The organism is Mycobacterium sp. NAZ190054 (genome assembly GCF_001545925.1).
In the GTDB taxonomy this organism is placed as follows: Bacteria; Actinomycetota; Actinomycetes; order Mycobacteriales; family Mycobacteriaceae; genus Mycobacterium.
This window is the reverse complement of sequence record NZ_LMVQ01000024.1, coordinates 16,571-30,258: the sequence shown is the minus strand read 5'-3', so window position 1 is coordinate 30,258 and position 13,688 is coordinate 16,571. Positions and strand designations below refer to the sequence as shown.

At 69.2% G+C, this 13,688-nt stretch carries 10 protein-coding genes and 1 pseudogene; 7 read left to right on the top strand and 4 right to left on the bottom strand.

What is annotated here, in order from left to right:
- Position 1: 1 nt before the first annotated feature.
- From ASJ79_RS02740 to ASJ79_RS02720, 5 genes and pseudogenes are all read left to right on the top strand, one after another.
- On the top strand, positions 2-814 hold the full coding sequence (locus ASJ79_RS02740; RefSeq protein ID WP_067952961.1) for an enoyl-CoA hydratase/isomerase family protein: 813 nt from the start codon (positions 2-4) through the stop codon (positions 812-814).
- The gene (locus ASJ79_RS02735) at positions 811-1,590 is read left to right on the top strand and encodes an enoyl-CoA hydratase/isomerase family protein (RefSeq protein WP_067952992.1); all 780 of its coding nucleotides are present in this window, start codon (positions 811-813) and stop codon (positions 1,588-1,590) included. The genes ASJ79_RS02740 and ASJ79_RS02735 overlap by 4 nt, the downstream gene beginning before the upstream one ends.
- Entirely contained in the window at positions 1,590-3,032 is a 1,443-nt protein-coding gene (locus tag ASJ79_RS02730; RefSeq protein ID WP_067952994.1) for a class I adenylate-forming enzyme family protein, read from the top strand. The genes ASJ79_RS02735 and ASJ79_RS02730 overlap by 1 nt, the downstream gene beginning before the upstream one ends.
- A pseudogene (locus ASJ79_RS02725) lies at positions 3,029-4,572 on the top strand (class I adenylate-forming enzyme family protein). Before ASJ79_RS02730 ends, ASJ79_RS02725 begins: the two are co-directional and overlap by 4 nt.
- Positions 4,569-6,074, top strand: a complete 1,506-nt coding sequence (locus tag ASJ79_RS02720) for a class I adenylate-forming enzyme family protein (RefSeq protein WP_067952959.1) — start codon at positions 4,569-4,571, stop codon at positions 6,072-6,074. The pseudogene ASJ79_RS02725 and the gene ASJ79_RS02720 overlap by 4 nt, the downstream one beginning before the upstream one ends.
- 25 nt (positions 6,075-6,099) lie before the next feature.
- Here ASJ79_RS02720 and ASJ79_RS02715 read toward each other — a convergent pair whose 3' ends face one another.
- The 4 genes from ASJ79_RS02715 to ASJ79_RS02700 all read right to left on the bottom strand — a co-directional run bounded on the left by ASJ79_RS02715 (position 6,100) and on the right by ASJ79_RS02700 (position 10,150).
- The gene (locus ASJ79_RS02715) at positions 6,100-7,290 is read right to left on the bottom strand and encodes a CaiB/BaiF CoA-transferase family protein (RefSeq protein WP_067952957.1); all 1,191 of its coding nucleotides are present in this window, start codon (positions 7,288-7,290) and stop codon (positions 6,100-6,102) included.
- Positions 7,291-7,323: 33 nt separating this feature from the next.
- Positions 7,324-8,265, bottom strand: coding sequence for an alpha/beta hydrolase (locus ASJ79_RS02710; protein WP_067952955.1), 942 nt, complete (start codon positions 8,263-8,265; stop codon positions 7,324-7,326).
- Positions 8,262-9,602 carry an NAD(P)/FAD-dependent oxidoreductase gene (locus ASJ79_RS02705; protein ID WP_067952954.1) on the bottom strand — a complete coding sequence of 447 codons (1,341 nt, stop codon included), beginning with the start codon at positions 9,600-9,602 and terminating at the stop codon, positions 8,262-8,264. Before ASJ79_RS02705 ends, ASJ79_RS02710 begins: the two co-directional genes overlap by 4 nt.
- Positions 9,603-9,697: 95 nt before the next feature.
- Positions 9,698-10,150: a MaoC family dehydratase gene (locus tag ASJ79_RS02700; protein ID WP_067952952.1), complete on the bottom strand. Its 453-nt coding sequence runs from the start codon at positions 10,148-10,150 to the stop codon at positions 9,698-9,700.
- A 606-nt stretch (positions 10,151-10,756) separates the two neighbouring features.
- On the opposite strand from ASJ79_RS02700, the gene ASJ79_RS02695 reads away from it, so the two are divergent.
- Together ASJ79_RS02695 and ASJ79_RS02690 are read left to right on the top strand one after the other, a co-directional pair.
- Complete coding sequence (locus ASJ79_RS02695) at positions 10,757-11,506, top strand: hypothetical protein (protein ID WP_067952950.1); 750 nt, start codon at positions 10,757-10,759, stop codon at positions 11,504-11,506.
- Entirely contained in the window at positions 11,503-13,683 is a 2,181-nt protein-coding gene (locus ASJ79_RS02690) for an Rv1355c family protein (protein WP_067952948.1), read from the top strand. Before ASJ79_RS02695 ends, ASJ79_RS02690 begins: the two co-directional genes overlap by 4 nt.
- Positions 13,684-13,688 lie beyond the last annotated feature (5 nt).

Below are 13,688 nucleotides of genomic sequence, written 5' to 3'. Positions count from 1 at the left end.
CGTGAGTTCCCACAGCTACGACACCATCGGCTACGACGTCGACGGGCACAAGGCCACCATCACGCTGAACCGGCCGGAAGCGCTCAACGCGCTGTCGCCGCACATGATCTCCGAACTGCGGGCCGCCTACGACGAGGCCGAGAACGACGACGACATCTGGCTGATGATCGTCACCGGGACCGGGCGGGCGTTCTGCACCGGCGCGGACGTCAAGGAGATCCCCGAGGACGGCAGGGTGATCTACGAGCGGCCCTACCTGTCGACCTACGACCAGTGGGAGGCGCCGCAGGAAGGCACTCCCCCGTTCCGCAGGATGGCCAAACCGGTGCTGGCCGCCGTCAACGGCATCTGCTGCGGCGCCGGCCTGGACTGGGTCACCACCGGGGACATCGTGATCGCCTCCGACAGGGCGACCTTCTTCGACCCCCACGTCAGCATCGGCCTGGTCGCCGCCCGCGAGATGGTGCGGCTGGCCCGCGCCCTGCCGCGGTCGGTCGCGCTGCGGATGGCGTTGACGGGCAAGCACGAACGGATGAGCGCCGAACGCGCCTACGAGCTCGGGATGGTGACCGAGGTGGTGCCGCACGACAAGCTCCTCGAGCGGGCCCACGAGATCGCCGACATCGTCAACTCCAACGCACCCCTGGCCGTGCGCGGTACCCGATTGGCCATCCACAAGACCCTCGATCTGCCGCTGCTCGAAGGCGAAATCCTCGCCGAGACGTTCCGCGAACGGGTGGTGCGCACCGAGGACGCCCAGGAGGGACCGCTGGCCTTCGTCGAGAAGCGCACCCCGAACTGGCAGTGCCGATGACCTTCGAGACGGTCCTGCTCGACCTCGACCACGTCGCCCGCGTCGCGACGGTCACCCTGAACCGGCCCGAGGCGCTGAACTCGTTCAACCGCCCGATGTGCGAGGAGATGCGGGACGTCTGGCGGCTGGTCAAGGCCGACGAGGGCATCAACGCGGTGGTGCTGCGCGCCGCGGGTGAGCGGGCCTTCAGCGCCGGGCTGGACGTCAAGTCCCGGTACGGTCAGCCCGAAATCGTGTGGAATCACGAGGATCCCGGCGAACTGCTGAGCCCGAAATGGCAGAAGATGTGGAAGCCTGTGGTGTGCGCCGTGCAGGGCATGTGCACCGCCGGGGCGTTGTACTTCGTCAACGAGGCCGACATCGTGATCTGCGCACAGGGTGCGACGTTCTTCGACTCGCACGTGAGCGCGGGGCTGGTGTCCGCGCTCGAGCCGGTCGGCCTGATGCGGCGCGTCGGTCTCGGGGACACGCTGCGGATGGCGTTGATGGGCAACGACGAACGCGTCGGCGCGCAGACCGCGCTGCGGATCGGACTGGTCACCGAGGTGGTCGACGAGGCCGAGTTGTGGGGCCGGGCGCACGAGATCGCCGCGACGATCGCCGCCAAGCCACCAACCGCCACCCAGGGCACGGTGAAGGCCATCTGGGAGTCACTGGACAAGCCCTACCGCGCCGCGATGGACCAGGGCCTGATCTACACCCGGCTCGGCAACCCGATCGCCAAGGCCGAGCTCGCCGAACGCCCCGTCCCGAAGAGCCCGCCGCGGATCCGGTGATGCGCCACCGGCTTTCGCAGCGGATCACCGACGTCCTCGACCTGGAGCCGTCGGCGCGGGCCGTCCAGTTCGACGGCCACTGGTACACCTGGGCACAGATCGGCACGGTCGCCCGCCACATCGGCGACCTGGTCGGCACCGGACGCGCCGGGATCATGCTGCGCAACCGGCCTGCGCACGTCGCCGCCCTGCTCGGCGTGCTGGCCGGCGGCGGCACCGTCGTGGCCATCAACCCGTCCCGGGGCGACGACCGCACCAGGGCGGACATCCGGGCACTCCGGTTGTCGACGCTCATCGGGTGCTCCGAAGACCTGGCGGCGCTCGCCCCGGACACGACGGCGACGACGGTGGCCGTCGACGGATTCGAGAAGCCGCCGGCGGTGCGGCTCGGCAGCGTTCCCGACGATGCAGGCCGACCGGGCGTGGCGGTGTGGATGCTGACCAGCGGCACCACCGGCCCGCCGAAGCGGGTCGACCTCACCTACGACATGCTGGCCCGCAGCGTGATGGGTCCCGACGACGACGCGGGCGCCCCGACCGAGGTGCGCAGCGGCGTCGCGATCGTGAACTCGCCCCTGGTTCACGTCGGCGGGGTGTACCGGGTGTTGCTGTGCGTGGCCGAGGCGCGGCCGTTCGTGCTGTTGCCGAAGTTCGACCTGAAGCAGTGGGCCGACGCCGTGCGCGCGCATCGGCCCCGCGCCGTGTCGCTGGTGCCCGCGGCACTGCGGATGGTGCTGCACTCCGACCTGACCCGGGAGGATCTCGCCGGCATCCGCGTCGTGACGTCCGGGACCGCGCCGCTGTCGGCCGATGACGCGGATGCGTTCACCGAGAAGTTCGGAATCCCGGTGCTGACCTCCTACGCCGCAACGGAATTCGGCGGCGGCGTGGCGGGCTGGACGCTGCAGGACCACCGGATGTTCTGGCGGGACAAACGCGGCAGCGTCGGTAGGGCCGATCCGGGCGCACAGCTGCGCGTCGTCGACGACGACGGCGCACCGGTGCCGCCCGGGCAGCCGGGTCTGCTGGAGGTCATCCCGGCCCAGATGCGGGGACAGACCGAGTGGATGCGGACCACCGATCTGGCCCGCATCGACGAAGACGGCTTCGTGTGGATCCTCGGGCGTGCCGACCAGGCGATCATCCGGGGCGGCTTCAAAGTGATCCCCGACGACGTCAGGACCGCGCTGGAGGGACATCCCGCGGTGGCCGGGGCCGCGGTGGTCGGCCTGCCGGATCCGCGGCTCGGCGAAACCCCGGTCGCGCTGGTCGAACTGCGCCCCGGCGTCAGCGCCGACCCCGGCGAGCTGCTGGCCCACCTGCAGAGCCGCCTGGCACGCTACGAGATGCCGAGCGAGCTGATGATCACCGACGCCATCCCCCGCACCCCGTCGGGCAAACCCGACCTGACCGCCGTCCGCTCCCACTTCACCCGGCCGTGAACACCGTCGCGGAAGTGCCTCACCGGCAACGCCGATGGGCCGGCAAGCCACTGCTGATCTGTGACCACACCCGGTTGGCCTACGCCGAGGCGGCCGAGAGGTCGGCCGTGGTGGCCCAGCGGCTCGTCGGGCTCGGCGCCGGCAAGGGCACCCACGTCGGGCTGCTGTATCCCAACGGCGCCGAGTTCGTCGTCGCGATGCTGGCCGCGACGCGGATCGGCGCAGTGGTGGTCCCGTTCTCGACGTTCAGCACCGCCCCCGAGCTGCGCCGGCAACTGGTCGACAGCGATGTCGGGGTGCTGTTGGCGGCCCGCGGCTTCCGGTCCCACGACTACGTGGCGGCGCTCACCGCGGCCGTCGGCGCACCCTGCGGGACACCGCGGTCTTCAGTGCCACCACGCCGGTACTGCGCCACGTCGTGTTCGACGACGAGCTGGGGACCGGGCCGGTCGACGACGCGCCGATCCGCGCCCTGGAGGACGATGTCGACGCCTGCGACCCGATCGCGATCATCTACACCTCCGGATCGACGAGTGAACCCAAAGGTGTGGTGCACACCCACGGGGCACTGCTGGGACATCAGCACAGCCTGAACGGGATTCGTGGGCTGACCGCCGACGATCGGCTGTTCTGCAACTCGCCGTTCTTCTGGATCGGCGGGTTCGCATTCGGTCTGCTCGCCACGCTGGTCGCCGGTGCCACGCTGATCTGCTCGAACGCCGCTGACGCCGCAACCACCCTCGACCTCCTCGAGGCGGAGAAGCCCACCGTCACCAACGGTTTCGTCGCCGGTATCGCGCACCTGACCCGTCATCCCAGCTTCGCCGGCCGCGACCTGTCGTCGATGCGCCGCGGCAACCTCTACCCCGTCATGGCGGCCGAGGCGCGGCCGGCCGATCCCGAACTGCGGCACAACATGCTCGGAATGACCGAGGCGGGCAGCGTCGTGCTGCTCAGCGGCGACGACACCGACCAGCCGGAACACCGCCGGGGCTCCTTCGGTTTCCTGGCACCCGGTTTCGAGGCCCGTGTCGTGGATCCCGACACGGGTCGCGACGCCGGAGTGGACGGTATCGGCAGGCTGCTGCTGCGCGGACGGTTCCTGATGCAGGGGTACCACGGTCGCCCCCGGGAGGAATGCTTCGACGACGACGGCTGGTTCGACACCGGAGACCTCGTGCGCCGCGACGGGGACGGCGTCTTCTACTTCATCGGCCGCGCCGGTGCGATGATCAAGACCGCCGGCGCCAACGTCGCCCCCGCCGAGGTGGAGAAGGCGATCACCGCGGTGATCGGGCGGACGGACACCGCAGTGCACGTCGTCGGACTCCCCGACGCCGACCGTGGCGAGGTCGTCGCCGCCGTGATCGCGACCGACGGCGACGCGCCGATCGACCTGCAGGGCCTGCGCAGCGCACTGCGTACGCGACTGTCGGCGTACAAGATCCCCCGGCGGATGATCGCCGTCAGGCACGCCGACATCCCGGTGTTGTCCAGCGGGAAGGTCGACCTCCCGGCGCTGCGGGGGCTGTTCGAATGACTGACACCGTCGACGCGCTGCTCCGCGAACAGGCGGCCCGGCACGGGGGCAAGGACGCGATCGTCGACCCCGCGGAGCGGGCGTCCTACGCCGACCTCGACAGCACGACACTCGAGCTCGCCGCCGCGTTCGTCGCCGCCGGCATCGGCATGGGGTCACGGGTCGGGCTGCTGATGCCCAACGGCGTGGCATGGGCACGAATCGGGTTGGCGCTGATGCGGATCGGCGTGGTGGTGGTTCCGCTGAGCACTTTGCTCACCGCCCGGGAACTGTCGGCGCAGTTGCAGACCGCGTCGGTGCAGCACCTGATCGCCGTCGAGGAGTTCCGGGGGCATCGCTACCTCGACGACCTGGCCGCACCGCCGGCACTGCGCACCGTGCGCACCCCCGCGCAGGTGTTCGCGCTACCGAGCCATCCGGCGGCGGCCGGGGTGGCCGAGGCGATGTCGCGGGGTGTGCGGCCCGCCGATCCGCTGACGATCGTGTTCACCTCGGGAAGCAGCGGCGCGCCCAAGGGCGTGCGCCACTCGCACGGCAACGCGATCCGCGCGGTGCGGGCCGGGCAGGTCGCGCGCTGCATCGACGCCGACACCCGCCTGTACCTGCCCATGCCGCTCTTCTGGATCGGCGGCCTCGGCGGCGGGTTGTTCTCCGCGCTGATCGCCGGCGCGACGCTGATCACCGAACCGGTGCCGCAACCCGATTCGACACTGCGCATGCTGGCCGACGAGCGGGTCACCCTGTTTCGGGGGTGGCCCGACCAGGCGGAGGCGCTGGCGCGTCACCTGCCGGCATCCGGTGTCGAGCTGACCGATCTGCGGCCCGGGAGCCTCGACGCGCTGCTGCCGCCGCAGTCACGATCCCGACCCGGCGCCCGCGCCAGATTGTTCGGCATGACCGAGTCGTTCGGTCCGTACTGCGGGTACCCGGCCGACACCGACATGCCCGAGACGGCGTGGGGCAGCTGCGGGCGACCGTTCGACGGAATGCAGGTCCGGATCGCCGACACCGATTCCGGCAGGGAGTTGCCCGCGGGTTCGCTCGGGATGATCCAGATCCGCGGCCCGCACGTGATGCGCGGCATCTGCCGCCGCGGCCGGGAGGACGTGTTCACCGCCGACGGCTGGTACCCGACAGGCGATCTCGGCCGCTTCGACGCGGACGGCTTCATGTACTACCACGGCCGTTCCGACGACATGTTCAAGGTCCGTGGTGCCACCGTGTATCCGTCGGAGGTGGAGCAGGCGCTGCGCGGGCTCGACGGGGTCGGCATGGCGTTCGTGACCAAGGTGCCGGGGCCCGGCGGTGATCGCGTCGGCGCGGCGGTGGTGTGCGCCCCCGAGTACACCGTCGACGGCCTCCGGTCGGCGGCGCGCGAGATCCTCAGCAGCTTCAAGGTGCCGACCGTGTGGAAGCTGCTCGACAGTGCGGACGACGTGCCCCGCGGCGCCACCGGCAAGGTCGACGTGGCGCGGCTTCGCGCTCTGCTCGAACAGCGGTGACGGGTCAGACCACCCGCTGCTCGCGTCACCGGGCGACCTGCTGCTCGGTGTATCCGATCTCGCCGAGGATCTCGTCGGTGTGTTCGCCGCGCAGCGGTGCGCGCCTGCGGATCTCACCGGGCGTGGCGGACAACCGGAACGGGGTCTCGATGATCGGCACGTCGCGTGGGGCACCGGGGAACGGCACCCGCTGCAGGAACCCCATCGCCTGCACATGCGGATTGTCGAGCACCTCCTGGGTCGAATGCATCGGCGCGGCGGGCAGTTTCGCATCCTCGAGCTTCTCGAGCACCTCGGCCTTGGTCTTGTCGGCGCACCACTGCGCCATGATGTCGTTGAGCACGTCTCCGTTGCGCCACCGCAGGTCGTCGTCGGCGAAGCGCGGGTCGTCGAACAGCTCGGGCCGGCCGACGAGCCGGCACCAGCGCTTGAACATCGGCGGGCCCGCGATCTGCAGCAGCACCCAGCCGTCGTCGCGCGTGCGGTAGAGGTCGCACGGGGCCACCGAGGTGCCCCGGTTACCCATGCGGGGCTTGTCGGCACCCAGCAGATCACGTTCGATGAGGAACGCGTTCGACAGCATCATCGCGGTCGGAAGCAGTGCGCCCTCGACGAGCTGGCCCTCCCCGGTGCGGTCGCGGTGGAACAGTGCCATCATCACGCCGATGGTCAGCGTCAGCGCCGTGCCGAAATCCGCGTACGGCACGACGGTCCGGATCGGCAGCTCGGGCAGCCCCTGCCGGTACACAGCGCCCGACATCACCTGCCCCGCACCGTCGAATCCGATGCGGTCACTGTAGGGACCGCCCTCGCCGTAGGCCGTGGCACTGGCCAGGATGATGTCGGGCCTGACCGCGCGCAGCGTGTCGTAATCAAGGCCGCTGGCCCGCATCCCGGCCGCGGGCATGTTGGCGACCACGATGTCTGCGCCTGCCACCAGCTTTCGGGTGATCTCCCTGCCCTCGTCGCTGGTCGAGTCGAGCGTGAGCGAGCGCTTGTTGCGGTTGCACTGCAGGAACGTGCCGCCTTCACCACCCTCGGTGACCGACTGGACCCAGCGGTCCTCCCCGCCCTCGCGCTTCTCCACGCGGATCACGTCGGCGCCCATGTCGGCCAGCAGGGCCGAGCACCAGGGCGCGGCGATGAAACGGCCATAGTCGAGTACCCGTACGCCGTCGAGGACGGCGGCCGAGCCGCCGATGGCACCGCTGCCCATGACCCGCCTTTGCAGAGAAGCAGACTGTAAGACTTACGGTATGCTACCCGTGCGGCCGGGGGCCCGACGAGCCGGCCGGTGCTCGACGCGCCACCCCCATGTTCTGGCCAGGAACGCGATCTGGTCGGTGACCGTCTTGTCGAACCAGTCGTTGCCGGGCCAGACGTCGAAATGGTCACACGGGTAGTGGTGCACCTGGGCTCTGCCGTGTGCGGCGGTGGCGGCGACCGCGGCCGCGGGCACGTACTGGTCGAAGTCGGCGATCTGCACCAGCAACGGGCAGCGCAGCTTCTTGGCCGCCGCCCTCGTGCGCACGCCGAGCACCTCCAGGCCGACGGAACAGTCGATCTCGTTGCGCCAGGTCGGTCCCGCCAGCGCGGTGTAACTCTCGTAGGCCCCGTCGAGGGCCAGCGCGCCCGGCTCTCCCACCGGCGAGACCAGCGGCATCAGGGTCGGCGCCCCGCCGCGCCGCACGGCGAACCGGCTCTTGACGCCGGTGAGGGTCCAGCGCAGTGACGTCAGCACATCCCGGGACGCGGCCGCGGCGCGACTCACCGCCAGCCCGCTCGTCAGCGGTGTCAACGCGATCACGGCACCGATGTCGTCCCGCTCGGCGGCCACGCGCAGCACGTGCCCGCCGGAGAACGACGCTCCCCACAACGCGACCCGGTCCGGGTCCACCCCGTCGAGCCCGCGCGCGGCCCCGACCGCGGCGTGGTAGTCGTCGATCTGCCGGCGCACCGAGAGCGATTGCCGCGGAACGCCTCCCGACGCACCGAAGCCGCGGTAGTCGAACGCGACCACGTCGATGCCGGCCGCGGCGAACCGTCGCGCGAACGGTTCCAATCCGGAGTCCTTCGTCCCGCCGAAACCGTGCGCCATTACGACGACCGGCCGGCGCGCGCCGTCGGCCGGGAAATGCCATGCGCTGCAGGCGTCCGCACCGCTGCGGAAGCTGATCTCGGTCCGCGTCATCGGGCCACCACCGGGACACGCCGTGCCCGTTTCATGCCCGCCGGGATCTCCCGCTTGAGCAGGTCGTGCTCGTAGACGAAGTAGTCGACCTGCTGGGTGTGCCGCGGCCGGTCGGTGCAATGGCCGGCGTGCAGCTGTTGATCGGCGTCGATGGTCCGCTCCATCTCCGCGACCGGCGGCAGTGCGTAGCGTCCGACGGCGTAGGCGGCGAGCAGCCGGGACTGGCACTCGACGAACGGGAACAGGGTGGGCACCGATTGGGCGAACCCGATGAAGACCAGGTTGTCGATTCCCGGCTTGAACATCCGCTTGTAGAGCCGGATGTGGTTGCCCGGAGCGCTGATGAAGTCGGGGTCGAAGAACGGGAAGGTGATGTTGTATCCGGTGGCGTAGATGATGACGTCGAAGTCGTCGCTGGTGCCGTCCACGAAGTGGACCGTGTGCCCGTCGAGGCGCGCGACGTTCGGTTTCGGCGTCACGTCGCCCGACCCCAGCCGCAGCGGCAGCTCCACGGACTGGGTCGGATGGGCCTCGAACAGTTTGTGGTCGGCGGGCGGCAACCCGTACATCGTCGGGTCGGTGCCCAGCATCGGCGCCACCAGCTGGACGGCCTTGCGCTGCCACGACAGCGGAAGGTGCGGCGACGTGCGCCAGAAGGTGTCCCCCGGCCGTCCCGCGATGTACTTGGGCACGATCCACGCCGAGGAGCGCGTCGACAGCGTCACCTCGTTGCGCAACGTCTTCGACGACAGCTCGACGGTGATGTCGGCGGCGCTGTTGCCGATCCCGACCACCAGGATGCGCTTGCCGGTCAGGTCCAACGGCGTCGACGGATCGATGTAGGAGTGCGAATGGATCGACGCGCCGGCGAAGGAGCCGGGGAAATCCGGCAGCCGGGGATCCCAGTGATGACCGTTGGCGACCACCAACAGGTCGAAACCGCGCTCGGCGCCGGCCTGGTCCCGGATCCGCCAACCGCCGTCCTCGCCTCTGGCCGCGCGCACCACCCCGTTGCCGAACTCGATGTGCTCGAGCAGCCCGAAGGCATCGGCGTACTTATCGAGATAGGCCTTGACCTGCGAATGGTGCGGGAACGACGGGTAGTCCTCGGGCATCGGGAAGTCCCGGAACGACAGCCGGTCCTTGGACGTGTCGATGTGCAGTGACCGGTAGGCGCTGCTGTGGCCGTTCGGGTTGCCGAAGGCCCAGTTGCCGCCGATGCGGTCACTCGTCTCGAAGGTGGTGTAGTCGACGCCGTAGTCCTTGAGCATCTTGCCTGCGGTCAGCCCGCTGATACCCGCACCGATCACCGCGACACGGGGGTGTCTCTGGTCCACCGCACTCCTCACGCCAACGGGCAAACCCACGTTTTTGACGTACGTCAGATCATTCTGACGCTTGTCTACCACGGTGACCGCCGCAGCGGCGGAGTTCAGCCGATGAAGCGCACGATCGACTCCGCGACCGCGGCGGGCTTGTCCGAGCCTTCGATCTCGACCGTCGTGCTCACCGTCGCCTGCACCGCGTTGTCGAGTTTCTTGACCGCGGTGAGCTCCGCCCGCGCCCGCAGCTTCGCGCCGACCCGCACCGGCGTGATGAAACGGACCTTGTTGTACCCGTAGTTGATGGCCATCGCGACGTTGTCGACGGAGTACAGCTGATGGGTGAAGTGCGGCAACAACGACAGCGTCAGAAGTCCGTGCGCGATGGTTCCGCCGAACGGCCCGGTGGCCGCACGCTCCGGATCGACGTGAATCCATTGGTGGTCTTCGGTGGCGTCAGCGAACAAATTGACCCGCTCCTGGGTGACCTGCAGCCATTCGGTCGGACCGAGCTGAGTGCCTTCCGCGGCGACGAACTCGGCGAGATCCTTGAACTTCTTCACTGTTGTCTCCTTTGACCCGGGTGCCGACAAAACCGACATCTGGTTGTGCCGCATGCAAGTTTTGCAGCACTCACAGTGCCACAGCGGGCGTATGCCGCCACAGCACTGCCGGCGCCCGCCGCCCGGGCCGACACCGTCGCCGATATCCGGCCGAGGTTGCACACCGCATGCCCAGCTAACAACTTGCGTTCGCAAATTCACCAACGCGCCGGTCCGCTTTCACCGAGCCGTAACATCCCGGTGAAACTTCACCCGGCCGGATTCGGTGTCCGGTCCCCGAGTTAGCGGGCGACCGGACGGAAACTGACCATCGTGCAGAAAAGACAGTTTGCGCGGCCGCAGATGTTCGCCAACTCTGAATTGTCACGGCGCCGGCCGGCCGAATCGACGGAATTCGTCTTGCCATTGGGGCTGCTGGGGTATCGGTTATGGCGATGTTTTTCATCCAGAAATCGAAAAGGAGAAAATACTTGCCGGCTAGCTAGAAATGGAGTGACCGGCAGCGACATACTTGATGTGCTCGCATTACCACCGACACCGGATCAGATAGTTGGCAGCCGGTGTCAACGATTTTCTACGTCGCCAACCCCACCGATAGGAATAGCTATGTCAATTGCTTCTCTCGAATCCCCTCGCGCGGACGATTTCGAACTCGCGAGTAACCACAGCTGGTGGGATGCCGACGCAGAATGCACGTTGGTGATGTCGCAGCCGCGTCTCGATCCCGACCTGTGGATGGAGTACCTGCGCGGCGCCGAGCGGAGCTACCGCAAGCACGGAGTCGAGCGCGCGCTCGACGTGGACGAGATCAGCGACGGACACGACACCGTGATGTTCTGGGCAGCGCTCGACGCGACGGGACGCGTGATCGGCGGGGTACGGGCCAAAGGGCCGCTGACCGGCGCCGATGACTCGCATGCGGTCGTGGAATGGGCCGGTCAACCGGGTCTGGCCGCGGTGCGGAAGATGATCGACGACCGCGCACCGTTCGGCATCCTGGAGATGAAGTCCGCCTTCGTGACCGACGATCCGGCGCGCAACAAAGGGGTCACGCGCGCGCTGGCGCGCAGCGGCTTCCATGCGCTGGCGGCGATGGACCTCCAGTTCTGCATGGCCACCTCGGCGCCGCACGTGCTCGACAAGTGGCGTTCGTCCGGAGGGGTCGTCGCGTCGATCCCTGCCACGCCCTATCCGGACCCCCGGTACCGCACCAAGATGATGTGGTGGGACCGCAGGACGTTCATCCAGCACGCGGAGCCGACCCAGGTGTCGAAGATCTTCAACGAGATCATGGCGATGGAACGCTCGCGCGTCGTAACCGGCGGAATCGAACGGCTGCGTGATAATGCGCTGTGAGTTTCGAGAACTTTCGTGCGCATACCGATGAAGGTGCCGAACACGCCACGGCCGAAGGCGCCGCCTGCGCCACGGTCCTCGACCCCGCCGATGCGGTCGACCGGCAAGTCCTGCGATCTCTGCGCGAGGATCCGGCGATCGCCTTCATCGACCGCGGTGCACAGCAGGCCGGCACGCTGGCCGGTCTGCTGCCGGCACCGTCGCCGGAGCTGATCGACGAGCCGCGACGCTGGGCGTACTACCCATGGCGCCGGGCGGTCGTCGGCATCCTGGGTCCGCGCTCGTTCGCACGCGTGCGCTCCGACCGCAACCGCAACCTGATCACGACGCCGGAACAGGAGAAGCTCGGCGCTCTGCGCATCGGGGTGGTGGGTCTGAGTGTCGGGCACGCGGTCGCGCACACCCTGGCGATGCAGGGCCTGTGCGGTGAGCTGCGCCTGGCCGACTTCGACGAACTGGAGTTGTCCAATCTGAACCGGGTGCCGGCGACGGTGTTCGACCTCGGCGTGAACAAGGCGCTCATCGCCGCCCGCAGGATCGCCGAAGTCGATCCGTATATCGCTGTGCGAGTGTGGGATTCGGGTCTGACGGAGGACACCGTGGACGAGTTCCTCGACGGCCTCGACATCGTGGTCGAGGAGTGTGACTCGCTCGACGTCAAAGCACTCGTCCGCGAGGGCGCACGCCGTCGGCGGCAGCCGGTGGTGATGGCCACCAGCGACCGCGGTCTGATCGACGTCGAGAGATTCGACCTCGAGCCCGACCGGCCGATCTTTCACGGCCTGCTCGGTGACGTCGACGCGGAGGCGCTCGCGGGCCTCGACAGCCGGGAGAAGATCCCGCACGTGCTGCGGATCGTCGACGGCGCCAACCTGTCCGCACGAGGGGCGGCGTCGCTCGTCGAGGTCGGGCAGAGCCTGTCGACCTGGCCGCAGCTGGTCGGCGACGTGCTCGTCGGGGCCGCGGCGGTCGCCGAGGCCGTCCGCAGGATCGGCCTCGGCGAGGCCCTCTCCTCGGGCCAGGTTCGACTGGACACCGCGGCGGCTCTGGACGGCTTGACGGACCCGGCGGACCTCGCGCCGCAACCCGAGCGGGAGCCGCCCGCGCCCGTCGACGAGCCGCCGATCCGGGACGCGGTGCACGCGGTGGCCGTCGCCGCCAATCGGGCGCCGTCGGGCGGTAACGTGCAGCCCTGGCACATCGAATCCGCGCAGAACGTCGTCACGATCCGGCTCGCCCCGGAATACCAGTCGACGATCGACGTGGGGTTGCGCGGCAGCGCGGTGGCCGTCGGCGCGGCGGCGTTCAACGCCCGCGTCGCCGCCGCCGCGCACCGGATGACCGCTGCGGTGAGGTACGTCGAGGGCGGCGACCGTGAACCGCTGAACGCCGTGGTGGAGCTCACCGAGGGCACCGACGACGCGCTCGCGTCGCTGTATCCGGCGCTGTCGGTGCGGGAGACGAACCGCAGGCACGGAACCGCCTCGGGGTTGGAGCCGGCAACGGTCGACGCGCTGCACGCGGCGGCACGACGCGAAGGCTCGCGGTTGGAGTTGCTCGTCGACCGCGACGTGATCGACCAGCTCGGCGTGCTGCTGGCCGAGACCGACCGCATCCGCTACCTGACCCCGCGCCTGCACGCCGACATGGCCTCCGAGATGCGCTGGCCCGGCGACGAGCCGCCCGACTCCGGGATCGACGTGCGCAGCCTGGAACTCGGCGCGGCCGAGCTGGTCACGCTTGACATCCTGCGCAGACCCGACGTGATGTCGTTGCTGAACGCCTGGGATGCCGGAGCCGTGCTCGGCGCCGACACCCGGGTCCGCATCGCCCACAGCTCCGCGCTCGCGCTGATCCTGACCGACGATCTGTCCCTCACCGGTTATGCGCGGGGAGGTTCGGCGGCAGAGGCCGTGTGGCTCGCGGCACAGCAGCACGGTCTCTCGGTGCAACCGATATCGCCGGTCTTTCTCTACGCCCACCGTCGCGACGAACTCGACGAGCTCTCACCGCAATTCGCGACCCGACTGGCTGATCTGCAATCGCAGTTCCACCGCCTGACAGGCGAAGGCCCCGAGGAGGCGACGGTGCTCATCCTCAGACTCACCTCGGCACCACCGGCATCGGTGCGTAGCCGGAGACGGCCGCTCGCAAATACTGACGCGCCCGTATCCTGACTGCA